Here is a 24,441-nt window from a genome sequence, read left to right as displayed (position 1 = left end):
CCGGCGGCCGTGAACGCGGGCCCCTGCTCAGGCACAGGCGTCCTGCGCGGGTGCCGTACGCGCCCGCGGCCGTCAGATCGTCGACGCGTCGATCACGAAGCGGTAGCGGACGTCGCTCGCGAGCACCCGCTCGTACGCCTCGTTGATCTGCTCGGCGCGGATCACCTCGATCTCCGCCCCGAGGCCGTGCTCGGCGCAGAAGTCGAGCATCTCCTGCGTCTCGCCGATGCTGCCGATCATGGAGCCCGCGAGGGTCTTGCGGCCTCCGATGAGGGAGAAGAGGTTGACGGAGACGGGCTCCTCGGGGGCGCCGACGTTGACGAGGGCGCCGTCGGTCCTGACCAGGCTCAGGTAGGCGTTGAAGTCCAGCGGCGCGGAGACCGTGGAGATCACCAGGTCGAAGCTGCCGGCCAGCTCGGTGAAGGTCGCCGGGTCGCTGGTGGCGTAGTAGTGGTCGGCGCCCAGCTTCAGCCCGTCCTCCTGCTTCTTCAGGGACTGGCTGAGGACGGTCACCTCGGCGCCGAGGGCGTGGGCGATCTTGACGCCCATGTGGCCGAGGCCGCCGAGGCCGACGATCGCGACCTTCTTCCCGGGGCCGGCCTTCCAGTGGGCGAGCGGCGAGTAGAGCGTGATGCCGGCGCAGAGCAGCGGCGCGGCCTCGTCGAGGTCGATGCCCTCGGGGATGCGCAGGGTGTAGTTCTCGTCGACGACGATGTGGCTGGAGTAGCCGCCGTAGGTGGGCTCGCCGTCCTTGTCGAGGGCGTTGTACGTGCCGGTCCCGCCGGTGACGCAGTACTGCTCCAGGCCCTGGAGGCAGTAGGCGCATTCACGGCAGGAGTCGACGAAGCAGCCGACGCCGACCCGGTCGCCGACCTGGAACCTGCTGACGCCGGGGCCGACCTCGGTGACGCTGCCGGCGATCTCGTGGCCGGGGACCATCGGGAAGATGCCCTCGCCCCAGCCGTTGCGGGCCTGGTGGATGTCGGAGTGGCAGATCCCGGCGTACTTGATCTCGATGAGGACGTCGTGCTCGCCGACCGGCCGGCGCGGCACCGTGGTGCGCTCCAGGGGGGCGTCGGCGGCGGGTGCGGCGTACGCGGGGACGGTGGTCGCGTTCGTGGTCATGGCTCCAGCCTGCGCCGCGGCGGCGTCGTCACCCAGCCCCCTGTTCTGCCTACGTCCAGCGTGCCTACCACTGGCAGGGACAGGAACAGACGTCCGCCGGGACGCATGACCTGGGATAATCGGGACGCATGGACCTCAGTGCCGAACTCAGCGAATTCCTGCGCTCGCGCCGGGCCCGGCTGAAGCCGGAGGACGTGGGTCTGCCGGAGTTCGGGCGCCATCGCCGGGTGCCGGGGCTGCGCCGCGAGGAGCTGGCGCAGCTGGCCGGGGTGTCGGTGGCTTACTACACCCGGCTCGAACAGGGCAACGGCCGCAACGTGTCCATGGAGGTCCTGGACTCGATCGCGCGGGCGCTGCGGCTGAGCGACACGGAGCGGGCGCGTCTGACGCATCTGGCGAAGCCGACGGCGAAGAAGAAGCAGCACCGGGCGGCGATCGCGCGGCCGCAGCAGGTGCGGCCGGGGCTGCGGCACCTGCTGGACGCGATGGTGGACGTCCCGGCGTTCGTGGTGGGCCGGCGTCTCGACGTGCTGGCCTGGAACCGGATGGCGCGGGCGCTGATGGGCGATTTCGAGGCGATGGAGCCGGCGGAGCGCAATGTGGCCCGGCTGGTGTTCCTCGGGCCCAACTCGCACGATCTGTACCGGGACTGGGAGTGCAAGGCGACCGAGGTGGTGAGCGTGCTGCGGTTGTACGCGGGCTGCTACCCGGACGATCCGGCGCTGCTGGCGCTGGTGGGCGAGCTGTCGGTGCGCAGCGAGGCGTTCCGCTCGCTGTGGGCGGCGCACACCGTCGCGGACAAGGGACACGGGACGAAGGTGCTGCGGCATCCGCTGGTGGGCGAGATGACGCTGTCGTACGAGAGCATGCAGGTGGCGGGCGGGGATCCGGATCTGGTCCTCATCACGTACCAGGCGGAGCCGGGCTCGGCGTCGGCGGACGCGCTGCGGCTGCTGTCGCAGTGGGGCGTGGACGAACCGGCGGACACGCTGTCGTGACGGAAGGGCCCCCTCCTGCTCCTGGCGGAGGGGGCCCTTCCTTGTGCGTCCGGGGAGGATCAGGCTGCGGAGCCGGCCTTCCAGTCCGCCCAGCTCATGTTCCAGCCGTTGAGGCCGTTGCTGGGGGAGATCGTCTTGTCCTTGGAGTTCTTGACGATCACGACGTCGCCGACGATCGAGTGGTCGTAGAGCCAGGCGGCCTGCTGGTTCGGGTCGCCGGCGCCCTTGACGTCGTTGAGGCCGACGCAGCCGTGGCTGGTGTTGGCCGAGCCGAAGATCGAGTCGGGGCCCCAGTAGTTGCCGTGGATGAAGGTGCCCGAGGTGGACAGCCGCATGGCGTGCGGCACGTCCTTGATGTCGTACTCGCCCTTGCCGTCGTCGTCGGTGAAGCCGACGGTCGCGCCGTTCATCCGGGTCTCCTTGAACTTCTCGGAGATCACCATCTGACCGTTGTAGGTCGGGTTCTCCGGGGAGCCGGCGGAGATCGGGATGGTCTTGATCGTCTTGCCGTCCTGGGTGACCGTCATGGTCTTGGTGGCGACGTCGACGGTGGAGACCTGGTTGCGGCCGATCTTGAAGGTGACGGTCTTCTGCTGGACGCCGAAGACGCCGTCCGCGCCCTCGACGCCGTCGAGGTCGAGCTTGAGGGTGACGGTCGAGCCCTCGGTCCAGTAGTCGTCCGGGCGGAAGTCGAGGCGGGTGCCGTCGAACCAGTGCCCCACGACCTCCTGGCCGGTGCTGGAGGTCACCGTGATGCCGTCCTGGACGGCCTTCTTGTCGGTGATCGCCTTGTTGAAGTTGATCGAGACCGGCATGCCGACGCCGACGGTCGAGCCGTCCTCCGGCGTGAAGTTGCCGATGAAGCTGTTGGCCTTGGAGACCGTGGTGAACGAGGAGTTCTCGTGCGCCTCCAGGCCCTCCGCGTCCGTGGCGGTCGCGGCGATCTTGTAGACCATCGCGCGCTCCAGCTGGCCGCTCGGCTTCCAGCTCAGGCCGTCGGCGGCTATCTCACCCTCGACGGCCTTGCCCTCGGCGGAGGTCATGACGACCTCGGTGAGCTTGCCCTCGGTGACGGAGACCTTGGCGTCGTTGTTGATGGAGGCGTTCTGCGCGCCGTTCTTAGGCGAGATCGTGATCTTCGCCTTGGAGGTCTTCTGCGCGGCCGCCTCGTCGACCTGGGCCTGTGACTGTGGCGTCGCCGAGCCGGATGCGCCCTTGTCCTCGTCGCTGCACGCCGAGAGCACCAGCACACCGCTGAGCACGGCGGCCGCGGCGGCCAGGCTCCTGCGGCGGCGCTTGCCGTCCGTCATCACACGCTTCTCCATCGTCGCCGGTTCCCTGCCAACTTCTTGTATGAACGCCCATGACACCCCGTCCGGTTCCGGAAGCGGTGCGTTTGTGGGGAAGACCACTGATCCACACGCACGTGGGTCCCCCTCGGTTCCCGGAGCCCCAGTGGCCCCCGTCACCTGTCGCGCCGCTCTCGCACCACGGGCCCCGGGACGGCGTCCCGGGGCCCGCGAACAGGTCGGATACCGGTCCTACGACCGGTCGTCGTCGTCTTCCTCCTGCCCATCTTCCTCGCCGAGATCCCACTCCAGCGCATCGGGGTCGTACTCGATCTCCTCACTGCTCCAGGAGGCCTGGACCATCTCGATGCCGGGGACGTCGCGGATCAGGTCGAAGGGCTCGACGAGGTGGGCGAGGGCCTCCGCGCTGTCCTCGTTCGCGGCGGCGCGGGCGGGGACCCGCTCCTCCTCGGGCATGAAGGGGTCGGCGTCGATCCGGGCCTCGGCCGCCGCGGCCAACTCGGCCGGGCCGTCGACCTCCAGGACCACATCGACCCGAAGGCGTACATAGCGCGGTGCGTCAGAAGTGCTCATGGGTCGGAGCGTAGGCGCCCGGGGCCTCCCGGCTTTCCCACGACCCGCTGTGTTCATTAGCATCGGCGCACCGACCAATTCGCGGTTTCCGCAAGGGGGATCGAAATTTCCGTGTCCGCCGCCCGCCGACCACTGCTGACCGCGACCGCCGCGGGCATGCTGCTGTGCGCCTTGTGGTTCGTTCCGTCCGCCAACGCCACCGACGACCGCGGCGGGATGAGGATCGGGGTGACCCAGGACGGCCCCGCCGGGGACGGCGGGCGCCTCGCCGAGACCGGCGACCGGAACACCACGTCCTATCTGCTCGGCGGTACGGGCTTCCTCGGTGTCGGGGCGGGGTTCGTGGCGCTGGCGATGCACCGCCGCGACCGGACGTCCTGACCGCACGCGCAGCGCGCGAGGGCCCGCCCCGGGCAGTACGGGGCGGGCCCTCGCGTCGTGTGCGGGACTCCTCGCCTGGGCGCCCGGTCCGGTGACCGGTCCCGGATTCCTCGCCTGGGCGAGCGGTCCGGTGACCGGCTCCGGACTCCTCGCCTAGGCGAGCGGTCCGGTGACCGGCTCGACCGCGGCGACCAGGCGGCCCTCGCGGACGAAGGCGTCGGCGGCGGCCAGGTCGGGGGCGAGGAACCGGTCCGGGCCGGGGCCCTCGACGCCCGCCGCGCGCAGCGCCTCGATGGCCGCGGCGGAGGCGGGGGCCGGGGACAGTCCGTGGCGGAGCTCGATGCCGCGGGTGGCGGCGTACAGCTCGACGGCGATGATCCGGTTCAGGTTGCCGATCGCGGTGCGCAGCTTGCGGGCGGCGGACCAGCCCATGGAGACGTGGTCCTCCTGCATGGCGGAGGACGGGATGGAGTCGGCGGAGGCCGGGACGGCGAGCCGCTTCATCTCGCTGACCAGGGCGGCCTGGGTGTACTGGGCGATCATCAGGCCCGAGTCGACGCCGGCGTCGTCGGCGAGGAAGGGCGGCAGGCCGTGCGAGCGGTTCTTGTCGAGGAGCCGGTCGGTGCGGCGCTCGGCGATGGAGCCGAGGTCGGCGGCGGCGATGGCGAGGAAGTCGAGGACGTACGCGACGGGGGCGCCGTGGAAGTTGCCGTTGGAGCGGACCTGGCCGTCGGGGAGGACCACCGGGTTGTCGACGGCGGCGGCCAGCTCGCGCTCGGCGACGAGCAGGGCGTGGGCCATGGTGTCGCGGCCGGCGCCGGCGACCTGGGGGGCGCAGCGCACCGAGTAGGCGTCCTGGACGCGGGGGGCCTCGCCGCTCTGGAAGTGGCCGGTGAGCTCGGAGCCCTTGAGCACGGCGAGCATGTTGGCGGCGGAGGCGGCCTGGCCCGGGTGCGGGCGGATGGCATGCAGCTCGGGTTCGAGGACCTTCTGGGTGCCGAGGAGGGCTTCGAGGGAGAGCGCGGCGGTGATGTCGGCCGACTTGTAGAGGGTGTCGAGGTCGGCGAGGGCCATGATCAGCATGCCGAGCATGCCGTCGGTGCCGTTGAGGAGGGCGAGACCCTCCTTCTCCTTGAGCTCGACGGGGGTGATGCCGTGGGCGGCGAGCAGTTCGCCGGCCGGCCGCAGCTCGCCGTCGGGGCCCTCGGCGTCGCCTTCGCCCATGAGCGCGAGCGCGCAGTGGGAGAGCGGCGCGAGGTCGCCGGAGCAGCCGAGGGAGCCGTACTCGTGCACGACCGGGGTGATGCCGGCGTTGAGGACGTCCGCCATGGTCTGGGCGACCTCGGGGCGGACCCCGGTGTGACCGGAGGCGACGGTCTTGAGCCGCAGGAACATCAGGGCGCGGACGACCTCGCGCTCGACGCGCGGGCCCATGCCGGCGGCGTGCGAGCGGACGATGTTGCGCTGGAGCTGGGCGCGGAGGTCGTGGCCGATGTGCCGGGTGGCGAGGGCGCCGAAGCCGGTGGAGACCCCGTAGACGGGCTCGGGCTTGGCGGCGAGCGCGTCGACGATGTTGCGGGCGGCGGCCAGGGCCTCCACGGCCTCGGGCGACAGCTCGACGCGGGCGCCGTGGCGGGCGACGTCGATGACGTCCTGCGGGGTCGTGCCGGACGTGCCGAGGACGACTGTCTGCATATCCATATTCAGCACCCTACGGATTGAAGACCGACCTGTCACTAGGGGAACTGTCACCGGCCCGGCGGGGGGCGAACCCTTACGGAACCGTGAGGGCCGACAGCATGGACCGGGGCTGCCCGGCCGGTGATCACCGGCCGGGTCCCAGTCTGCCGCCCGGGGGCGACGACGGCACGGGAGGCGACGCCGGGGGACGCCGTGGAGGGGCCCGGAGGAAGCCCCCCTAGGGTCACTCCATGACGAGAACCACGCCGCCGCGCCCGCTCGACGTCGAAGCGCTCTTCCCCGAGCTGGCCGCGCACCGGGGCACGACCACCCGTCTGCACCCGCGGCCGGGACGTCCCGGCGTGTCGGACAGCTCGGTCGGCGGGCCGGTGCTGTGGCCCGCGGACGAACCGTGGCCGGTGTGCACGGAGGCCCACGAACGCGGGCGCGGGCGGCGGCCCGCGGACATCCGCCGCGGGCGCGAGGTCATGGCCGCGGCGCACGCGCGGACGCCGTACGAGGGCCTGACGGAGGAGGAACGGCGCATCGTCGGGGAACTGGAGCGCGAGCACCGGGTGACGGGGGCGGGCGAGACCGACCCGGTGCCGATGATCGGCCTGGCGCAGCTGTACGCGAAGGACGTCCCGGACCTGCCGGCGGGGCCGGACGGCACCGACCTGCTCCAGGTCTTCTGGTGCCCGTTCGACGCCCACGGCCCCACCGGCTACGGGATGCACCTGGACGTGCGCCGGCGGAGAGCGGCGGACGTGACCGACCCGCTGACGGCGCCGCCGGTTCCGGAGGTCGTCGGCTACGAGGGGTACGTACCGGAGCCGTGCGTGCTGCACCCGGAGCAGGTGGTCACGTACCCGTTCGCGGGTCTGCTGCCCGAGGAGCTGTGCGAACGGATCGACGCGTGGGAGGAGGCGCTGGAGGAGGAGGCCGAGGAGCGGGAGGACGGCGAGGAGGGGGCCGACCCCGTCGGCTACCAGTACGACCTGTCGATCCCGCCCGGCTGGCGGGCCGGCGGGTACGCGTCCTGGCACAAGACGGACCCGTACCCGATGGACTGCGCGACCTGCGCGACCCCCATGCACCTGCTGCTGACCGTCGACTCGTCCGAGTGGGACGGCGGCAGCGGAAGCTGGACCCCGCTGGAGGAGCAGGGGCTCCACCCCAGCGTGGCGGCCCTGCCGACCGCGGTCGTCGTCGGCAACCACGGCGAGCTGAACGTCTTCGCCTGCCCCGCCGATCCGGGGCACCCGGCGCGGTGGAGCGTGCAGTAGGTCAGAGCGCGCGGGTCCGCGCGAAGGCGGTGAAGGCGGTCCAGGCGGCGGGGGTGGCGGTGAGTTCGCCCCTGGCGCGGTCTTTGGTGTCGCGGACGCGGATGACGCCGGGGGCGTTGTCGGCGACCTCGATGCAGTTGTCGTTGTCGCCGCTGTACGTGCTCTTGTGCCAGTTCGACTCAGTCATCGTGCTCCATCCGTATGGAGCGCATCAGCTCCATGGACTCCCTGGGGCCCAGCGCGTCCTGCCGCAGAAGATCGTAGGCGCGCTGGAAGCGCATCACTTCTTTGTGATCCTCCGTGTAGTTTCCCGTGCCGAACCCCTCCGTGTACGCCCCTCGCTTCCCTTCGGGAAGGGTGAGGAGCGCGAAGGACCCCGTCACAGAGGCCGCCTTGGCAGGGAGTACGTGAATGTTCACGTTCGGACGCTGAGCCAGGGAGAGCAGGTGCTCGATCTGCTCTCGCATCACCTCACTGCCGCCGATCTTGCGGTGCAGGCCGGCTTCGTCCAGCACGACCACCATCCAGGGCGGTTCGGGTCGCCCGAGTACGACTTGCCGCTCCAGACGTGTTCGGACGAAGCCGTCGATCTCGGCCGGACTGCCTGCGGCACCCCGTTCCATCAACCCCCGCGCGTAGCCCCCGATCTGGAGCAGTCCTGGCACGCCCAAGGAATACTCATGGATCGCATCGGCTTCGAGCTGACGGCGCATGTAGGTCTTCGCGTAGCTTCTGACGCTCTGTCGACTCAGAACTTTCGCGTAGTGGCGAACGGTCTGCCGACTCAGAACCTTCACGAGGTTCGCCAAGGAGTCGCGCGGGAGCTGAAGGACGACTTCCAGCTCTCTCGCCAGTTCCCGATCCGGCGGATCCTCACCGCGCTCGATCTCCGAGATCCGCGTACTGCTACTGAAGACCGTCGCTGCGAGACGCGACTGCGTCCACTCACGCCCCAGCGCCAGCCGTGCCTCGCGAACCATGTTCCCGAGGTACTGCTCGATGCTGTCCCCGGGGTCCAGATCTTGCGCTCCTGGCATATGCCCCGTTCCCCACCTGCGCAATGGCACTCAACTCCTGGTGAGCGTAGGGCTGCACGCGCGATCGTGAGAGGGGTCCGGAGGAGATCCATCAGAAAGTGAGCCCTCCATGCGCACACCCCCCACCCCACCTCCCATCCGCCCCGTCTCCGAGTCCGAGGCCGCACAGGTCTTCCGGGACCTCAAGGCCGCCATGGACACCGCCGGGCTCTCCACCAGCGGCCTCTACCGGGACGTGACCCGCTCGGCCGGCGGCGACGTCCACCGGTACGGGCTCGGGGTCGTCGGCGTGACCGGCGCGAAGCGGCTGACCGCCCTCCTCCGTGACGCCCGGCGGGACGCTCCGTGAGGTACCGGATCAGCGACGTCGTGACCGACGCGCAGCGCGCGCTCACCGGGCGGGTGCGGTACGTGCACGGGAACCTGCTGACCCTGGCCCGCCCCAGCGGCTACCTCTGGGAGGCGGCGGCGGACGAGTGCTGGACGGCGAGTCCGGAGGAACGGGCGAGCCTGACGCCGCGAGGTGCGGTACGTGTCATCAGCACCTCGCCCACGCGGGGCGAGGGCTTCGGGGGCGGCGGAGACGCGGAACCGGAGGGCTGCCGTCAGGTTCGGTGACCGACCGTCACTCGTACGGGCGATCTTCACCCGGTGTGTCGGTTTCGGCATATGCGCGTGCATTACGTTCGCAACAAAGCGGCCCCCGACGACGGCTGGAACCCGTCGTGAGGGCCTGAACCACCAGTGGAAAAAGAGTCCACCCGTGATCTATCGGCACTTTATCGCGCCCTCTCGCGCCTTCAGCCAGTTCTCTCACGAGATCATCAGGCACCCCCGGCTCGGTTCCGACGCCACTCGCCTGCTCACCTGGCAGCTCTCCCTTCCCTCACACGCGAGGGAAACCCTGTCGGAGACCGCCAAACGCGCCCGGATCGGGGCGACTTCCTTCATCACCGCCAAGCGCCAGCTCAGGACCGAGGGGTACGTGCACGAGCGGCGGGTGCAGGTGGGCGGCGGGCTCTGGGTCACCCAGCAGCTTGTGTCCAGCACCCCGCTACGGCCCGAGGAAGCCTCCAAGATCTTCGCCCGCATGCCCGCCCACAGCGGGGTCGAGCGGGTGTACTCGCAGGTGGCACCGGGTAACGCGGTCCCGGCCGTCGGTCAGCCGGTGCGCCCGTCGACCGACGGTCAACCAGAGAAAGACCGCAGGGCCTACACCTCCGACCTTCCGCCGGAGTCCGTTACGAGGACGGAGGTGGAGGTGGAGGAGGAGGCAGAACCGGAACCGCCGGGGGGCGGGGCGGGTGCGGGTGCGGGTGCGGGTGGGCCGGGGATGAGTTCGGAGTTCGGGGCGGAGTCGTCCGAGGCCGTCGACGGAGTCGCGGGGGTGACACGGCCCGAGGACGAAGTCCCGGGCGTGACGCGGCCCGAGGACGAAGTCCCAGGCGTGACGCGACCGGTCGCGCAAGTCGACGAAGCACGCGCGCTCGTGGGTGCCCTGCCTCTCCTCTCGCCTGCACTCCGGCACATCCCGCCGGGAATGCGTGAGGAGTTGACCCGGCTCGCGGCCGCCTGGCTGGCCGCCGGGCACAGCGCGGCGGATGTCCATGAACACGTCCTGCGCGGGCTGCCCGGCGCGGGAACTCCCGTACAGCGGCCCGGTGGGCTCGTGCGGTACCTGCTCCGGGAGATCCCGCCCCGCGCGCTCCCGCGACCCGCGCCGACTCCCCCGGCGTCCGGCCCCCGGCTCTCGTCGCGCCTGGAAGGCACGCGGGAGTGCGCGGGCGACGGGCACACCCAACCCATGCTCTTCCGGCCGGTGGCCGACGAGACCTTCTGCGCCGGGTGCCTCGGGGAGCCTCTCAGGGTGGGCCGGGTGCGCGAGTGACGGGTGGGACCGCCCTCTTTCCGAGAGTCGCTCCTTCCGGCGGTGCGTCAAGGGCGCTCCTTCGTCGCGTCGCTGCGCGATGACCTTCGGCCACCCTTGACCCACCACCGGAAGGAGCGAAAACACTCTCGGAGGGCGGTCCGGGGGCCGGGGTCCACGCCTGGCTTCGGGCAGCGGTCCTCGCCGCTTGCGTGTGCCGGCCGGTGGGTGGGGGCTTGGTTCCCCGTGCGGGCCGGTGGGACTCCGTCCGCCGGTTCGGGGTGCGCGGTCGTTGAATGGGGCGGTCGGGGTCCGGCTCAGCGGGTTGCGGTCGTGCGTGGTCGGGCTTCAGGCCCCGCTGATCACTCCCGGTGGGGGTAGACGAACGAAACTGCGCACTACTCCGAGTAAGAGGCCCTGAGTTAAGCCCTATTCGGGGCCAATCACCCTTTTCGGGCGATGAAAGTGCACGAAACTTTCGTCGGCCGGTTCCCACCACCCATCAGAGGTGACCAGCGGGGCCCGCCGCTTTACATCGGCTCGACGAGGGCGGCCCGCCAATCAGGCTGCGGGTCGGCTCCCAGGCTCGTCCAGTACTCAGTCCCACGGGCGACCTGCCCGTCACGGACAGTCCAGAACGACGCCGCGCGAAAGACGCCAAGACCGTCGTGTGGGACTTCCACCTCGGAGACGACTTGGTCGCCCTCGGCCACCACCTTGAGCACCCGGATCGACCAACCCTCCGGATACTCGCGGTTCACCGCGACGAAGTTCTCCCGGCCGATGATGCGTTCGAGGCTGACCGGCCACTCGACGACGACGTCCTCCGCGATCAACTCGGCGACACCCGCCCAGTCCCGCTCCTGAATCCGGCCCCACAGCGTCTCGATCACCTCAGAAGGTTCCATCGGCGGAGCTTCCCACAGCGGTCCGACAGAGGCCCGGCAACAGATTCACCGCGGAGGCCGGCGAGAAACTGCGCACTACTCCGGGTAACAGGCCCCGGATTAGGCCCCATTCGGCGCGAATCGCCCTTATCGGGCGATGAATCTGCATGAAACGTTCGTCGACCGCTCCTCACCACCCACCAAGGGTGACCAGCGGGGCCTGAAGCCCAGCCCGAAGACGACCGTCACCCGCTGAGCGCCGCCGGGCCACCCCATTCAACAACCGCGCACCCCGAACCAACCCGACGGAAACCCACCCGCCCCCGCCGCTAACCAAGCCCCCACCCACCGGCCGTCCGACGCACGCGTCGAGCGGCCACTGCCCGGGCTGAACGCGCGGCCACGCCCCCGGCCGCCCTCCGAGTGTGAAAAGGCGGCCTCCGCCGCCGGGTCAAGGGTGGGCGCAGCCCATCGCGCAGCGACGCGACGAAGGAGCGCCCTTGACGCGGCGGCGGCGGCCGCCACACTCGGAACGAGGGCGGCCGCACCCGCACCAGACCAGGACGCCCACCCCCAGAGCCTCAAGAGCCCGACTCCCCCGATTCCGCCCCCTCCCCCGGCAGTCCCACCGGCGGTGCGTCCCTGAAGCGCCTGCGGTCCCGCGCTCCCGGCGGGGCGTCCGCGAGGCGGATGACCGTGCCGTCCCGGCCCGCCACCACAGGCTTCGCCGAGCGTGCCGCCTTGGCCTGGTACTGGGCCGCGTCCGCGAGGCGGAACAGCCGGCGGGCCGACCTCAGCGGGCCGATCGGGTCGCCCGTGGACGCCACCCCGCAGGCCACGCCCTCCCCCAGCTCCAGCTCGGCCGCCCGTACGCAGAGCTCCTCGGCCACCGCCACCACCTCGTCCGCCGTCGGGCCGACCGTCAGCAGGCAGAACTCGTCCCCGCCCAGCCGGGCCGCGAGCGCGCCGGGCAGCATCGCCCCGCAGCGCGACAGGACGGAGCCGAAGCGTTCGAGCAGCCGGTCGCCGACCGCATGGCCGTGCGTGTCGTTGACCCGCTTGAGGCCGTTCAGGTCGCAGACCATCAGGCTGACGACCGACCCGTCCACCCGGTAGCGCTCGATCGCCTCGTCCAGGCGGGTGTCGACCGCCCGCCGGTTGGCGAGTCCGGTGAGCGGGTCGGTGAAGGCCAGCTTGCGGACCTCCTCCAGGCGTTCCGCCTGGGCGATGCCCGCCGCCACCACCGCCGCCAGCACCGTGGCGAAGTCGGCGTCCGCGCCGGTGAAAGGTTTCTCCTGCGGCAGCCGGGCCACGTACAGCTCCCCCCACGCGCGCCCGTGCAGCACGATCGGGGCCACGACGCAGCTTCCCCGTCCGCGTCGGCGCAGCCCCGCCACCCGCCCGGTCCGCACCGGGTCGTCGGCGGTCTCCACCCAGGCGGACGGGGCGCCGCCGCCCGCCCACTGCTCGTGCAGGAACTCGGTGATCTCGGGGTACTGGTGCACCGGATACGTCTCCGAGTCCGGGAACTCCTCCTCGCCCGGGGCCCGCTCCCCGGCGTTCACCAGGACCTTGAGGCGTCCGTGGTCCCGCTGCCAGACGGAGAGGGCGGCGAAGGTCCCGTCGAGCCCCTCGCAGGACCCGAGCGCCGCCGCCCGCCAGAACTCGCGTGGAGTGTGCGCCGCCGCCATCCCCTGCGCCAGCGCCACTACGGCCCGCAGCCGTCCGTCCTCACCCATTCCTCCAGCTTAGGGAGGTTTGGGGCGTTTTCCCCTCCGAGGGATCACCGTGCGTGACAATCGGTACGGAACCGTAGGAAATCACTCCCCGGGCCAGTTCGGCTTCCGCTTCTCGTTGAAGGCCGCGACGCCCTCCGCGCGGTCCCCGGAGAACGCCACCGAACGCCATGCCGCGTCCTCGACCTCAAGGCCCGCCCGCAGGTCCAGGCCCTGCCCCAGCCGCATGGCCTTCTTCGCGGCCCGCAGCCCGACCGGCGAGTTCGCCGCGATCCGGCCGGCCAGCTCCAGGGCCGCCGTCCGCGCGTCCTCCTCCAGGAGGTCGACCAGGCCCAGCTCACGGGCCTCCGCGGCCTCCACCCGGCGGGCCGTGAAGACCAGCTCGGCCGCGCGCGCCGCACCCACCCGGCGCGGGAGCAGCTGCGTGCCGCCGCCGCCCGGGATGACGCCCACGGAGACCTCCGGGAGGCCGACCACGGCGGTCGCGTCGGCCACGATCACGTCGCAGGCGAGCGCCAGCTCGAAGCCGCCGCCGAGGGCGAAGCCGTGCACGGCGGCGACGGTCGGCATGGGCAGCTCCAGGACGCCGGTGTAGGCGGCGCGCGCGGTCGGCCGCTGGCGGACCAGCTCGGCGTCGGTGAAGGAGTTGCGCTCCTTGAGGTCGGCGCCGACGCAGAAGGCCCGGTCGTTCGACGAGGTCAGCACGGTGACGCGGACGGAGGCGTCGGCGGCGAGCGCCGCGCAGGCGGCGCCGAGGGAGCGGGCCATCTCCGAGGAGACGGCGTTCATCGCCTTGGGCCGGTCGAGGACCAGCTCGGCGACGTGTCCGTCCCCGTCCTTCCTGACCACCACGAACTCGCCAAAGCGCTGCTCGGACATGCCACACACCCTCCCGGTCAAGGTCTGTTAACGGCTGTTAACAGACGTTCACCGGAGATCCTAGGTGGGGCGGCGGGTCAGGAGCCAGGGTTCGACGACGCCCAGGCCACGGACGGGCCGCTGCCACATCGGCTGGAGGGCGAAGCGGTAGGTGGCGGCCTTGCGGCCCTCCTTCTCCGCGAGGGCGGCCTCCTCGGCGGCCTCCGTCTCCGAGACGGGTGCCTCCCCGGTCCTGGACAGTTCCTCGGCGAGCGCGCCGTCGACGAGGACGGCGTCCTTCGGCGCTATCGAGGTGAGGCGGCTCGCCAGGTTCACGGTGGTGCCGAAGACGTCGCCCATCCGGGTCGTCACGGTGCCGAAGGCGATGCCGACGCGGAGGGCGGGCATCGTCTCGTCGTGGCCGAGCGTCTCGATGAGGCGCAGGGCGATCTCGGCGGCGGTGCCGGCGTCGTCGGCCGCGTACAGCACCTCGTCGCCGAGGGTCTTGATCAGCCGGCCGCCGTGCGCGGCGACCAGGTCGGCGCAGGTGGTCTCGAAGGCCTCGACGAGTTCGCCGAGCTCCTCCTCCTCCAGGCGGCGGGTCAGCCGGGTGAAGCCGACGAGGTCGGCGAAGCCGACGGCGAGCCGCCGGTCGACCATCTCCTCGTCGTCGGCGGCCTGCACGAGGACCCGACCGGTCGCGGCGGCGAGCTGGCGCCGCCACACGTAGATGAGGAACTCCTCCAGCTCGGGCAGGAGCAGCTCGACCAGCGGATACGTGACCTCGGTACGGGTCATGCCGGGCTCGGGCGGCTCGGTGAGGCCCTCCAGGAAGGAGTCGATCTGCCATTCGGCGAGCCGTGCGGTGGTCTGCCCGGTGGAGCGGGCGACCTGGACCGCCATCGGCTCGCTGAGCAGCCCGGCCTCGACGAGGCCGGCGAGGCGCCGCAGGGCCAGCACGTCGGCCTCGGTGAGCGCCTTGGCCTGGCCGATGTCGGCGAAGCCCATGGCGCGCCAGAAGCGGGAGGCGAGCTCCATGGAGACGCCGGCCGTGCGGGCGGCCTGGAAGGGGGTGTAGCGGCGGTCCGCACCGAGGATGAGCTGTTCGAGGCGGATGGCGAGCGGATCGTCGCTCGGCTCGGCCGTGTGGTCGACCTCGTGATGGGGGGTGGGGTACGCGGGGGGCTCGGGCGCTCGGCCCTCGTTCTCGTCGTCGACGGTCACCGGCCGCCTCCTGCCCGTTCCCTGCCCACTTGCCCTGCCGATCTGTCGCCCTGGATCGCGGTCCACGATACGGCAGGTGTGGCTTGGCTCACGCGCTTACGGCTTTCGCCCCTGTTTCGCGGGCGCGGATCGTGCGGGGATCCGCTGGACGCGGGCCCCCGGGGCGGCCGGCCGCGGGGGCGCCGCGCGTGTCGGGCGGGCCCCCGCGGCCGGGTGCGCCGGGGTGCGGGGCCGGGCCCCGGCGGGGCGGGTCCGGCGGGTCAGCCGGCCGCCCGCAGGTGGACGATGTCGCCCGCGCCGACCGCCTCGGTGCCGCCGCCCTCCGTGGCGACCACCAGGCGTCCGTCGCCGTCCAGGGCGACCGCCTCGCCCTCCAGCATCCGCTCGCCCGGGAGGTCCGCCCTGACGCGCCGGCCGAGGGTGGCGCAGCCCGCCGCGTAGGTCGCCTGGAGGCCGGAGGCGTCGGGGTCCCCGTCGGCCCGGACCCAGTCGCCGTACCACTCGCCGAGGGAGCGCAGGACGGCCCGCAGGAGGGTGTCGCGGTCGGTGGAGACGGCTCCGGCGAGGAGGAGGGAGCCGGCGGCGGGGACGGGCAGTTCGTCCTCGCGGAGGGTGACGTTGATGCCGAGGCCGACGACGACGGCGTCGGCGCCCGCGCGTTCGGCGAGGATGCCGCCGGCCTTGCGCTCCTCGCCCGCCATGGAAACCAGCAGGTCGTTGGGCCACTTGAGGGACATGTCGACTCCGGCGGCCTTCGCGAGGCCGGTGGCGGCCGCGACGCCGGTGAGCAGCGGGAGCCAGCCCCAGCGGTGCACCGGGACCTGCGGCTTGAGCAGCACGGAGAGGAAGAGTCCGGAGCGTGCGGGCGCGGTCCAGGTGCGGTCCAGGCGGCCGCGTCCGGAGGTCTGCTCCTCGGCGACGAGGACGGCTCCCTCGGGCAGCTCGTCGGCCCGGGCGGCGAGGTCGCTGTTGGTGGATCCGGTGCCGGTGACCACGTCGAGGGAGGTCCACAGGCCGTCGGGGAGGACGAGGGCGCGGCGCAGTGCGGGGGCGTTCAGCGGGGGCCGGTCGAGGTCGGACCAGGGGCCGCCGGAGCCTTGGGAGGACGTCATGCAAGCCAGAGTAGGTGTGGCAAAGACCGCAGTGCCGAACCGTATCGGCGTGGATACGCTACGGCTCAGTAGGGCAGCAGTAGCCCATTCGAAGTCAACGAACCCCCCGTGACCAGGCAGGGAGCCGCATCCCGATGTCCGAGCCGGCAGAGCAGTACGAGATCGACATTCACACGACCGCGGGCAAGATCGCGGACCTCAAGCGCCGTATCGACGAGGCCACTCACGCCGGCTCGGAGCGTGCGGTGGAGAAGCAGCACGCGAAGGGCAAGCTGACCGCGCGCGAACGGATCGCGCTGCTCCTCGACGAGGGGTCCTTCGTCGAGCTGGACGAGCTGGCCCGGCACCGGTCGACCAACTTCGGCCTGGAGAGGAACCGTCCGTACGGAGACGGTGTCGTCACCGGTTACGGCACGGTCGACGGGCGGCCCGTGGCCGTCTTCTCGCAGGACTTCACGGTCTTCGGCGGCGCGCTCGGCGAGACGTACGGGCAGAAGATCATCAAGGTGATGGACTTCGCGCTGAAGACGGGCTGCCCCGTCGTCGGCATCAACGACTCCGGCGGCGCCCGCATCCAGGAGGGCGTGAGCGCGCTCGGCATGTACGGCGAGATCTTCCGCCGCAACACCCACGCCTCCGGTGTCATCCCGCAGATCTCGCTGGTCGTCGGCCCGTGCGCGGGCGGCGCGGTCTACTCGCCGGCGATCACCGACTTCACGGTCATGGTCGACCAGACCTCGCACATGTTCATCACGGGCCCCGACGTCATCAAGACGGTGACCGGCGAGGACGTGGGCTTCGAGGAGCTGGGCGGCGCGCGCACGCACAACGCGACGTCGGGCGTGGCGCACCACATGGCGGGGGACGAGAAGGACGCCATCGAGTACGTGAAGTCCCTGCTGTCGTACCTCCCGTCGAACAACCTCTCGGAGGCGCCGGCCTTCCCGGAGGTCGCGGACACCGAGGTGACGGACGAGGACCGCGAGCTGGACGTGCTGATCCCGGACTCGGCGAACCAGCCGTACGACATGCACCGGGTCATCGAGCACGTCCTGGACGACGGCGAGTTCCTGGAGACGCAGGCGCTGTTCGCGCCGAACATCCTGACCGGTTTCGGCCGGGTGGAGGGCTTCCCGGTCGGCGTGGTCGCCAACCAGCCGATGCAGTTCGCGGGCTGCCTGGACATCGACGCGTCCGAGAAGGCCGCGCGGTTCGTGCGCACCTGCGACGCCTTCAACATCCCGGTGCTGACCTTCGTGGACGTGCCGGGCTTCCTGCCGGGCGTGGACCAGGAGTACGGCGGCATCATCCGGCGCGGCGCCAAGCTGATCTACGCGTACGCGGAGGCCACGGTGCCGCTGATCACGGTGATCACGCGGAAGGCGTTCGGCGGCGCGTACGACGTGATGGGCTCCAAGCACCTGGGCGCCGACCTGAACCTGGCGTGGCCGACGGCGCAGATCGCGGTCATGGGCGCGCAGGGCGCGGTGAACATCCTGCACCGCCGGACGATCGCGGAGGCGGAGGACCAGGAGTCGGAGCGGGCGCGGCTGATGCAGGAGTACGAGGACGCGCTGCTCAACCCGTACATCGCGGCCGAGCGCGGGTACATCGACGGGGTGGTCCTGCCGTCGGACACGCGCCCGCAGATCGTGAAGGGGCTGCGTCAGCTGCGGACGAAGCGGGAATCCCTGCCTCCTAAGAAGCACGGCAACATCCCGCTCTAGGCCTCCCCGGACGTGACGCTGCAAGGAGTCGACATGATCAAGGTCGTACGAGGAAACCCGACGCCGGAGGAGCTGGCCGCCGCACTGGCGGTGGTTCAGGCGCGGGCCGCGGCGACGGCGGCGGCGTCCGCCGGGAGCGGCGGCCCGGCGGTGCCCGAGGGCTGGTCGGACCCGTCGCGGATCGCGCGGTCGGTGCGCCACCGGCCGGGTCCGCGGGCGTGGGCGCGGTCGTACTGGCCGGTCTAGGCCGTCTCCTCAGGAAGAGGCGGTCCAGCCGGATCCGGACGGCGCGAAGGGCCGGACTCCCCCCGTGGGAGTCCGGCCCTTCGCGCGTCCCGCCACCCGTCACGTACGGCGCAGGAAGAGGCCGGACAGGACGGCTCCGGCGGCGACGAGGGCCGCGTTCACGAGGACCGCGAGGCCGATGCCGTCGAGGAGCACGGGCGAGGTGACGACGACGGCGCTCATGATCGGGGTGCCCATGGTGATGCCGATCTGCTGGGTCATGGTCGCGAGGCCGGTCGCCGTGCCCTGCTCGTGGTCGGGGATCCCGGAGGTGGCGGTGACCATGAAGCCGACGATCGCGAGCATGTTGCCGACGCCGCCCGCGAAGGTCGCGGCGAGCAGCAGCCCGAGGCTGCCCTGTCCCTCGCCGAGGCCGTAGAGGGAGAGGGTGGCGACCGCCTGGAGGAGTCCGCCGGCGACGAGGGCCGTGCGGGCGCCGAAGCGGCCGATGAAGCGGGAGGCGAAGACGCCGCCGAGGACGGTGCCGGCGCCGAGGACGCCGAAGGAGAGGCCGGCGGCGAGGGGGGAGAAGTCGAGGACGTCCTGGAGGTAGAGCGTCATCAGGAAGACCAGCGAGGTCTCGGTGACGAAGGCGACGAGCCCGGCGAGGTTGCCCCAGACGACGGTGCGCCGCGTGAGGACGTGGAGCGGCACGAGGGGGGCGGCGGCCCGGCGCTCGACGAGGACGAAGGCGACCAGGAGTGCGGCACCGACGGCGAGGGCGGTGAGCGCGGTGGGGTCGGTCCAGCCGTGCTCGCCGCTGACGGTCAGGCCGTAGACGAGGGCGAGGAGGCCGGCGGTGACGGTGATCGCGCCGGGGACGTCGAGGCGGGGGCGGACGGCCGGGCGGCTCTCGGCGAGGACGGCGGGGGCGACGAGGAGGACGGCGAGGGCCACCGGGACGTTGACGAGGAACGCCCAGCGCCAGGAGAGCAGGTCGGTGAGGACGCCGCCGAGGATCGCGCCGGTGGTGAAGCCGGCGGACATGAGGGCACCGTTCAGTCCGAGCGCGCGGGCCCGCAGCGGGCCCTCGGGGAAGGAGGCGGTGAGCAGGGAGAGCCCGGCGGGGGTGACGGCGGCGGTGGCGAGGCCCTGGGCGACGCGGGCGGCCATCAGCATCTCGGGACCGGTGGCGAGTCCGCCGACGAGCGAGGAGACGCCGAGGAGCGCCATGCCGCCGAGGAAGAGCCGGCGGCGTCCGACGAGGTCGGCGACGCGCCCGAAGAGCAGGGTGAATCCGGCCGCCGCGAGGGCGAAGGCGGTGGCGATCCACTGGAGGCCGCCGAGGGTGAAGCCGAGTCCCTCGCCGATGACGGGCAGCGCGACGTTCAGGATCGAGAAGTCGACGGCGAGCATGAACTGGGCGAGGAGGAGGACGACGAGGACGAGCCGCATCCGTCCGGTCATGCGTGCGTCGGCGGGCCCGGCGGCGGGCGCCGCGGTCTGTTCGACGGGCTGGGGGTGATCCAGGGCAACCATGCGTACCGACCCCTTAATGGGAGACTGGTTCCGTTAAGATGTCCCGTACCGTAGCAGAGTCGACGGCGTTAATGGAACAGGAGACCCATTTGACTGAGAGCCAGCCGGCCTCGCCCGGCACCCTGCGCCCCGGCGGCCGCACCGCGAAGGTCCGCAGGGCCGTCCTCGACGCCACCCGGGACGCACTCGCCGACACCGGCTTCCACGCCCTGAACATGGACCGCATCGCCGCCACCGCGGGCGTCGGCAAGACCACCGTCTACCGCCGCTGGGGCTCCCCCGTCGGCCTGGTCACCGACCTCCTGCACGACATGGCCGAGCAGTCCCTGCCCGCCTCCGACACCGGCAGCCTCGCGGGCGACCTCCGGGCCAACGCCGAACTGGTCCGCGCCACCCTCACCGACGCGCGGATGGGCGCCGTCTTCCACGCGGTCATCGCGGCGGCCGCCTGCGACGAGGACTGCGCGCACGCGCTCGCGGACTTCTACCGGACCCGGCTCGGCGAGTGGGCGCCCGTCGTCGCCAAGGGCGCGGCCCGCGGCGAGGTCCCGGCGGACACCGACCCGACCGAGCTCCTCCGAGCCGTCTCCGCGCCGCTCTACTACCGCTTCGCGGTCACCCGCGAGGAGATCACGGCGGACGTGGCGGAGCGGGCCGTCACGGCCGCGCTCGCGGCGGCCCGGGACGGCGTGTTCACCGGGACCCGGCCGGCCGGCGGCCCCCCGGCCGTCCGCGAATAGTCCCCCGGCACCGGGGCGCCTGAGTATCCGTACTCAGGCGTTCCGCCCGCCCCGCCCTCAGGATCGGAGGCATGCTGTGGTCCGACCCGAAGAACCAGCCGCCGAAGTTCATGCGCGACATGCAGGCGATGCTCCGCCGCGCGGGCGTCCTGCTGGCACTGGCGATGGTGGTGGCGATGTTCGCGGTCAGCGCACGCTGAGCCCGCGACTGACTACGCTGCCCCCATGACTGCTGATCCGCGCCGCGTCGTCCTCGCCTCCGCCTCCCCCGCCCGGCTCGGCCTGCTCCGGCAGGCCGGGCTCGCACCCGAGGTGATCGTGAGCGGCGTCGACGAGGAGAAGGTGCACGCCCCGACCCCGGCCGAGCTCGCCCTCACCCTCGCGGAGATGAAGGCCGCCCATGTCGCCGCGCGCCCCGAGGCCTTCGGCGCCCTGGTCATCGGCTGCGACTCGGTCCTGGAGCTCGACGGCCAGGCCCTCGGCAAGCCGGCGGACGCCGAGGAGGCCACCGCGCGCTGGAAGGCCATGCGCGGCCGCGTCGGCATCCTCCAGACCGGCCACTGCGTGTACGACACGGCCACCAAGCGCCACGAGTCGGCGACGGCCTCCACCATCGTCCGCTTCGGCGAGCCCACCGACGCCGAGATCGCCGCGTACGTGGCCAGCGGCGAACCGCTGCACGTGGCGGGGGCGTTCACCCTGGACGGCCGCTCCGCCCCCTTCGTCGACGGCATCGACGGCGACCCGGGCAACGTCATCGGCCTGTCCCTGCCGCTGCTGCGCACCCTCCTCGGGAAGCTGGGCGTGCAGATCACCGACCTCTGGGCCTGACGGCCCGTCGCACGGACGCCGGCCTCCCCGGCGGACGCCCTCGCGCCCCGGGGACTCCGGGCCTCCCGCAACCGGACGGCGGCGACTACGCCGGGGCCGGCGCCCCCTCGCGGGGCCCGGCACCCTTCTCGTCCCCCCTGCCGTACGCCACGAGGGTGAGCACGATCAGCCCGAGCACGAGCATCATGAAGGCGAACGCGTCCCAGCCGATCAGGCCGACGGCGACCGCGCCGAGGATCCCGTGCACGACCGCGCACCCGATCAGCAGACCCCGGCCGACGCGCCCGGGGCGCCGGTCGCGAAGACCGGCGACGAGCGCCACGAGGCCGCACAGCGCGAGGGCGATCCCGGAGGCGATGCCGAGCGCCCAGGTGCCCGCGTACATCGCGTCCGGGTCCATGCCGTCGAGGGACATCGTCTGGATCTTCACGAAGCGCGCCATCACGGCGTTGACCGCGACGATCCCGGGCGCCTCCAGGAAGAGCACCGCCGCCGTCACGAGAGCTATCGGTCTGCGGGCCACCTCGGCCACCCCCTGGATACGACTGTTACCGACAGTACGATCGACTGCGCGAAGGCTACTGGCCGGTAAACCCCTGGACAAGAGTGTGCGCACGACCGGCGACGGCGGACGCCAGGGCAAAGAATCATTGGGCCATTCGTAGGGACTCGACAAAGAAACCCGAATGGCGACTGGCCGCGCGAACAGAGACCTGCGCCACACCTCGGAGCTACTGTGCCGTAAAGGAACCCTGCGTACCGTGGTGCGACAAGGGAATTCACGACCCGAGCAGGCCCGAGGTCACGCTCCGTGTGGGCAAGCTCACCACTGGGGACGGGTCGAAAGGCCGTGTCGGCAGTCCCTAAACTCAGCTTGTTTCAAGGAGGGAGCCATCGTGCGCAAGGTGCTCATCGCCAACCGTGGCGAAATCGCTGTCCGTGTGGCCCGGGCGTGCCGGGACGCGGGTATCGGCAGCGTGGCCGTGTACGCCGAGCCGGACCGGGATGCCCTGCATGTCCGGGCGGCCGACGAGGCGTTCGCTCTGGGCGGTGACACCCCGGCGACCAGTTACCTGGACATCGCCAAGGTGTTGCAGGCGGCCAAGGACTCGGGCGCGGACGCGGTCCACCCCGGCTACGGCTTCCTCTCCGAGAACGCGGAGTTCGCGCAGGCCGTCCTCGACGCCGGCCTGACCTGGATCGGCCCGCCGCCGCACGCCATCCGCGACCTGGGCGACAAGGTGGCGGCACGTCACATCGCGCAGCGCGCCGGCGCCCCGCTCGTCGCCGGCACCCCCGACCCGGTCTCCGGCGCCGACGAGGTCGTCGCCTTCGCCGAGGCGAACGGGCTGCCCATCGCGATCAAGGCCGCCTTCGGCGGCGGCGGTCGCGGTCTGAAGGTGGCGCGCACGCTGGAGGAGGTCCCGGAGCTCTACGACTCCGCCGTGCGCGAGGCCGTCGCCGCCTTCGGCCGGGGCGAGTGCTTCGTCGAGCGCTACCTGGACAAGCCGCGGCACGTGGAGACGCAGTGCCTCGCCGACTCCCACGGCAACGTGGTCGTGGTCTCCACCCGTGACTGCTCGCTCCAGCGCCGCCACCAGAAGCTCGTCGAGGAGGCCCCCGCGCCCTTCCTCACCGAGGCCCAGAACGCGGAGCTGTACGCGGCCTCGAAGGCGATCCTGAAGGAGGCCGGCTACGTCGGCGCCGGGACCGTCGAGTTCCTCGTGGGCATGGACGGCACGATCTCCTTCCTTGAGGTCAACACCCGCCTCCAGGTCGAGCACCCGGTCACCGAGGAGGTCTCCGGCATCGACCTGGTCCGCGAGATGTTCCGGATCGCCGACGGCGAGGAGCTGGGCTACGACGACCCGGCCATAAGGGGTCACTCCTTCGAGTTCCGCATCAACGGCGAGGACCCGGGCCGCGGCTTCCTGCCCGCCCCCGGCACCGTCACCCTGTTCGACGCGCCGACCGGCCCCGGCGTCCGCCTGGACGCGGGCGTGGAGTCCGGCAGCGTCATCGGCCCGGCCTGGGACTCGCTCCTGGCCAAGCTGATCGTCACCGGCGCCACCCGCGAGCAGGCCCTCCAGCGCGCCGCGCGGGCGCTCTCCGAGTTCAAGGTGGAGGGCATGGCCACGGCCATCCCGTTCCACCAGGCCGTCGTGGTCGACCCGGCGTTCACGTCCGACCCCTTCCGGGTGCACACCCGGTGGATCGAGACCGAGTTCGTCAACGAGATCAAGCCGTTCGCCCCCGCCGGCGCCGACGCCGACGAGGACGAGTCCGGCCGCGAGACCATCGTGGTCGAGGTCGGCGGCAAGCGCCTGGAGGTCTCACTGCCCTCCTCGCTCGGCATGACGCTGGCCCGCACGGGCCTCGCGGCCGGTGCGAAGCCCAAGCGCCGCGCCGCCAAGAAGTCCGGCCCGGCCGCCTCCGGCGACACCCTCGCCTCCCCGATGCAGGGCACGATCGTGAAGATCGCGGTCGAGGAGGGCCAGGAGGTCAAGGAGGGCGACCTGATCGTCGTCCTGGAGGCCATGAAGATGGAGCAGCCGCTCAACGCCCACCGCTCCGGCACCGTCAAGGGCCTGACCGCCGAGGTCGGCGCGTCGATCACCTCCGGCGCGGCGATCTGCGACATCAAGGACTGACGCAGGACCGGAGACCGGCCGACGGTCACCGAGTACGGTACGAAGGGCCCGCAGGCAGCCGCCTGCGGGCCCTTCGTCGAGGGGAGGGCGATCCACCAGCCATGCGAGCCGACGCACGACGCAACCACGAACGGCTGCTCATCGAAGCCCGCGCCACCTTCGCCGGACAGGGCGCCGACGCGCCCCTCGAAGAGATCGCGCGCCGCGCGGGCGTGGGCATCGGCACCCTCTACCGCCACTTCCCCACCCGGGCCGAACTGCTCAGCGCGGTCTTCCAGGAGGCCTTGGCGGAGCTGCTGCACCGCTCGGCCGAGCTCGCCGAGGCCGAGGAGCCGTGCCGGGCGCTCGTGGACTGGCTGCGGGCGCTGGTCGCCCACGCGGGCGAGTACCGCGGGCTCGCGCACGCGCTGATGTCCGCCTCGTACGACCGGAGTTCGGCGCTCGCCCAGTGCAGCGAGCCGTTGCGCGCGGCGGGCGAGCGACTGCTCGGACGCGCCAGGGAGGCGGGTCAGGTGCGCGCCGACGTGTCGATCGGCGACCTGATGCAGCTGACCAACGCGATCGCGCTGGCGGCGGAACAGTGCCCGGAGGACGCGGAGTTGGCGGACCGCCTGCTCGCGCTGACGCTTCGGGGCATCAAGGACTGAGACGAGC

At 71.9% G+C, this 24,441-nt stretch carries 26 protein-coding genes; 13 read left to right on the top strand and 13 right to left on the bottom strand.

Annotated features, from left to right (window positions below):
- Window positions 1–72 precede the first annotated feature (72 nt).
- Window positions 73–1,125 (bottom strand): NAD(P)-dependent alcohol dehydrogenase, encoded by a 1,053-nt coding sequence (locus tag ACF09E_RS27660; RefSeq protein ID WP_392207926.1) that lies wholly within the window; start codon window positions 1,123–1,125, stop codon window positions 73–75.
- Window positions 1,126–1,253: 128 nt separating this feature from the next.
- Here ACF09E_RS27660 and ACF09E_RS27655 point away from each other — a divergent pair, with 128 nt between their 5' ends.
- Window positions 1,254–2,123: a helix-turn-helix domain-containing protein gene (locus ACF09E_RS27655; RefSeq protein ID WP_392207924.1), complete on the top strand. Its 870-nt coding sequence runs from the start codon at window positions 1,254–1,256 to the stop codon at window positions 2,121–2,123.
- A gap of 59 nt (window positions 2,124–2,182) precedes the next feature.
- Here ACF09E_RS27655 and ACF09E_RS27650 read toward each other — a convergent pair whose 3' ends face one another.
- Both ACF09E_RS27650 and ACF09E_RS27645 read right to left on the bottom strand, forming a co-directional pair.
- Window positions 2,183–3,448: an Ig-like domain-containing protein gene (locus tag ACF09E_RS27650; protein WP_361846357.1), complete on the bottom strand. Its 1,266-nt coding sequence runs from the start codon at window positions 3,446–3,448 to the stop codon at window positions 2,183–2,185.
- Window positions 3,449–3,664: 216 nt separating this feature from the next.
- On the bottom strand, window positions 3,665–4,006 hold the full coding sequence (locus ACF09E_RS27645; RefSeq protein WP_388792983.1) for a hypothetical protein: 342 nt from the start codon (window positions 4,004–4,006) through the stop codon (window positions 3,665–3,667).
- A gap of 111 nt (window positions 4,007–4,117) precedes the next feature.
- On the opposite strand from ACF09E_RS27645, the gene ACF09E_RS27640 reads away from it, so the two are divergent.
- Window positions 4,118–4,387 carry an LPXTG cell wall anchor domain-containing protein gene (locus ACF09E_RS27640; RefSeq protein ID WP_392207922.1) on the top strand — a complete coding sequence of 90 codons (270 nt, stop codon included), beginning with the start codon at window positions 4,118–4,120 and terminating at the stop codon, window positions 4,385–4,387.
- Window positions 4,388–4,540: 153 nt separating this feature from the next.
- On the opposite strand, the gene hutH is transcribed toward ACF09E_RS27640, so the two are convergent.
- Window positions 4,541–6,082, bottom strand: a complete 1,542-nt coding sequence (hutH, locus tag ACF09E_RS27635; RefSeq protein WP_392208119.1) for a histidine ammonia-lyase — start codon at window positions 6,080–6,082, stop codon at window positions 4,541–4,543.
- A 236-nt stretch (window positions 6,083–6,318) separates the two neighbouring features.
- Between hutH and ACF09E_RS27630 the strand changes: the two genes are divergently transcribed.
- Window positions 6,319–7,353 (top strand): hypothetical protein, encoded by a 1,035-nt coding sequence (locus ACF09E_RS27630; RefSeq protein WP_392207920.1) that lies wholly within the window; start codon window positions 6,319–6,321, stop codon window positions 7,351–7,353.
- 1 nt (window position 7,354) lies between these two features.
- Here ACF09E_RS27630 and ACF09E_RS27625 read toward each other — a convergent pair whose 3' ends face one another.
- Together ACF09E_RS27625 and ACF09E_RS27620 are read right to left on the bottom strand one after the other, a co-directional pair.
- Window positions 7,355–7,540, bottom strand: a complete 186-nt coding sequence (locus tag ACF09E_RS27625) for a DUF397 domain-containing protein (protein WP_388792981.1) — start codon at window positions 7,538–7,540, stop codon at window positions 7,355–7,357.
- Window positions 7,533–8,333 (bottom strand): Scr1 family TA system antitoxin-like transcriptional regulator, encoded by an 801-nt coding sequence (locus tag ACF09E_RS27620; RefSeq protein WP_383428313.1) that lies wholly within the window; start codon window positions 8,331–8,333, stop codon window positions 7,533–7,535. Before ACF09E_RS27620 ends, ACF09E_RS27625 begins: the two co-directional genes overlap by 8 nt.
- Before the next feature lie 166 nt (window positions 8,334–8,499).
- Between ACF09E_RS27620 and ACF09E_RS27615 the strand changes: the two genes are divergently transcribed.
- The 3 genes from ACF09E_RS27615 (at window position 8,500) to ACF09E_RS27605 (ending at window position 10,278) form a co-directional block, all read left to right on the top strand.
- A complete protein-coding gene (locus ACF09E_RS27615; protein WP_392207918.1) occupies window positions 8,500–8,739 on the top strand; it encodes a hypothetical protein in 240 nt (79 codons plus the stop codon).
- The gene (locus ACF09E_RS27610; protein WP_392207917.1) at window positions 8,736–9,008 is read left to right on the top strand and encodes a hypothetical protein; all 273 of its coding nucleotides are present in this window, start codon (window positions 8,736–8,738) and stop codon (window positions 9,006–9,008) included. Before ACF09E_RS27615 ends, ACF09E_RS27610 begins: the two co-directional genes overlap by 4 nt.
- Before the next feature lie 145 nt (window positions 9,009–9,153).
- Window positions 9,154–10,278 carry a hypothetical protein gene (locus ACF09E_RS27605; protein WP_392207915.1) on the top strand — a complete coding sequence of 375 codons (1,125 nt, stop codon included), beginning with the start codon at window positions 9,154–9,156 and terminating at the stop codon, window positions 10,276–10,278.
- A 509-nt stretch (window positions 10,279–10,787) separates the two neighbouring features.
- Here the strand turns inward: ACF09E_RS27605 and ACF09E_RS27600 are convergent.
- From ACF09E_RS27600 to ACF09E_RS27580, 5 genes are all read right to left on the bottom strand, one after another.
- Window positions 10,788–11,165: a nuclear transport factor 2 family protein gene (locus ACF09E_RS27600; protein ID WP_392207913.1), complete on the bottom strand. Its 378-nt coding sequence runs from the start codon at window positions 11,163–11,165 to the stop codon at window positions 10,788–10,790.
- Window positions 11,166–11,725: 560 nt separating this feature from the next.
- Complete coding sequence (locus tag ACF09E_RS27595) at window positions 11,726–12,883, bottom strand: diguanylate cyclase domain-containing protein (protein ID WP_392207911.1); 1,158 nt, start codon at window positions 12,881–12,883, stop codon at window positions 11,726–11,728.
- Window positions 12,884–12,964: 81 nt separating this feature from the next.
- Window positions 12,965–13,759: an enoyl-CoA hydratase-related protein gene (locus ACF09E_RS27590; RefSeq protein WP_341622662.1), complete on the bottom strand. Its 795-nt coding sequence runs from the start codon at window positions 13,757–13,759 to the stop codon at window positions 12,965–12,967.
- A 60-nt stretch (window positions 13,760–13,819) separates the two neighbouring features.
- Window positions 13,820–14,962 (bottom strand): adenylate/guanylate cyclase domain-containing protein, encoded by a 1,143-nt coding sequence (locus tag ACF09E_RS27585; RefSeq protein WP_361846335.1) that lies wholly within the window; start codon window positions 14,960–14,962, stop codon window positions 13,820–13,822.
- A 260-nt stretch (window positions 14,963–15,222) separates the two neighbouring features.
- A complete protein-coding gene (locus ACF09E_RS27580) occupies window positions 15,223–16,074 on the bottom strand; it encodes a biotin--[acetyl-CoA-carboxylase] ligase (RefSeq protein ID WP_392207909.1) in 852 nt (283 codons plus the stop codon).
- Window positions 16,075–16,208: 134 nt separating this feature from the next.
- Between ACF09E_RS27580 and ACF09E_RS27575 the strand changes: the two genes are divergently transcribed.
- Entirely contained in the window at window positions 16,209–17,801 is a 1,593-nt protein-coding gene (locus ACF09E_RS27575) for an acyl-CoA carboxylase subunit beta (protein WP_392207907.1), read from the top strand.
- Between the two features lie 33 nt (window positions 17,802–17,834).
- Complete coding sequence (locus ACF09E_RS27570; protein WP_055603833.1) at window positions 17,835–18,047, top strand: acyl-CoA carboxylase epsilon subunit; 213 nt, start codon at window positions 17,835–17,837, stop codon at window positions 18,045–18,047.
- A 99-nt stretch (window positions 18,048–18,146) separates the two neighbouring features.
- Here the strand turns inward: ACF09E_RS27570 and ACF09E_RS27565 are convergent, their stop codons facing one another.
- Entirely contained in the window at window positions 18,147–19,565 is a 1,419-nt protein-coding gene (locus ACF09E_RS27565; RefSeq protein WP_392207905.1) for an MFS transporter, read from the bottom strand.
- 38 nt (window positions 19,566–19,603) lie between these two features.
- Between ACF09E_RS27565 and ACF09E_RS27560 the strand changes: the two genes are divergently transcribed.
- The 3 genes from ACF09E_RS27560 to ACF09E_RS27550 all read left to right on the top strand — a co-directional run bounded on the left by ACF09E_RS27560 (window position 19,604) and on the right by ACF09E_RS27550 (window position 21,136).
- Entirely contained in the window at window positions 19,604–20,305 is a 702-nt protein-coding gene (locus tag ACF09E_RS27560) for a TetR/AcrR family transcriptional regulator (RefSeq protein ID WP_392207903.1), read from the top strand.
- Between the two features lie 71 nt (window positions 20,306–20,376).
- On the top strand, window positions 20,377–20,505 hold the full coding sequence (gene mmpB, locus ACF09E_RS27555) for a morphogenic membrane protein MmpB (RefSeq protein WP_261993113.1): 129 nt from the start codon (window positions 20,377–20,379) through the stop codon (window positions 20,503–20,505).
- 25 nt (window positions 20,506–20,530) lie between these two features.
- Complete coding sequence (locus ACF09E_RS27550; protein ID WP_392207901.1) at window positions 20,531–21,136, top strand: Maf family protein; 606 nt, start codon at window positions 20,531–20,533, stop codon at window positions 21,134–21,136.
- Between the two features lie 85 nt (window positions 21,137–21,221).
- On the opposite strand, the gene ACF09E_RS27545 is transcribed toward ACF09E_RS27550, so the two are convergent.
- A complete protein-coding gene (locus ACF09E_RS27545) occupies window positions 21,222–21,659 on the bottom strand; it encodes a hypothetical protein (protein ID WP_392207899.1) in 438 nt (145 codons plus the stop codon).
- Window positions 21,660–22,032: 373 nt separating this feature from the next.
- Here ACF09E_RS27545 and ACF09E_RS27540 point away from each other — a divergent pair, with 373 nt between their 5' ends.
- Entirely contained in the window at window positions 22,033–23,787 is a 1,755-nt protein-coding gene (locus tag ACF09E_RS27540) for an acetyl/propionyl/methylcrotonyl-CoA carboxylase subunit alpha (RefSeq protein ID WP_392207897.1), read from the top strand.
- Between the two features lie 101 nt (window positions 23,788–23,888).
- Entirely contained in the window at window positions 23,889–24,434 is a 546-nt protein-coding gene (locus tag ACF09E_RS27535; RefSeq protein ID WP_392207895.1) for a TetR/AcrR family transcriptional regulator, read from the top strand.
- Window positions 24,435–24,441: the final 7 nt, after the last annotated feature.

Source organism: Streptomyces sp. NPDC014891, assembly GCF_043081085.1.
Taxonomy (GTDB): Bacteria; Actinomycetota; Actinomycetes; order Streptomycetales; family Streptomycetaceae; genus Streptomyces.
The sequence above is the reverse complement of the archived record's forward strand: the minus strand, read 5'-3'. Positions and strand labels throughout refer to the sequence as shown.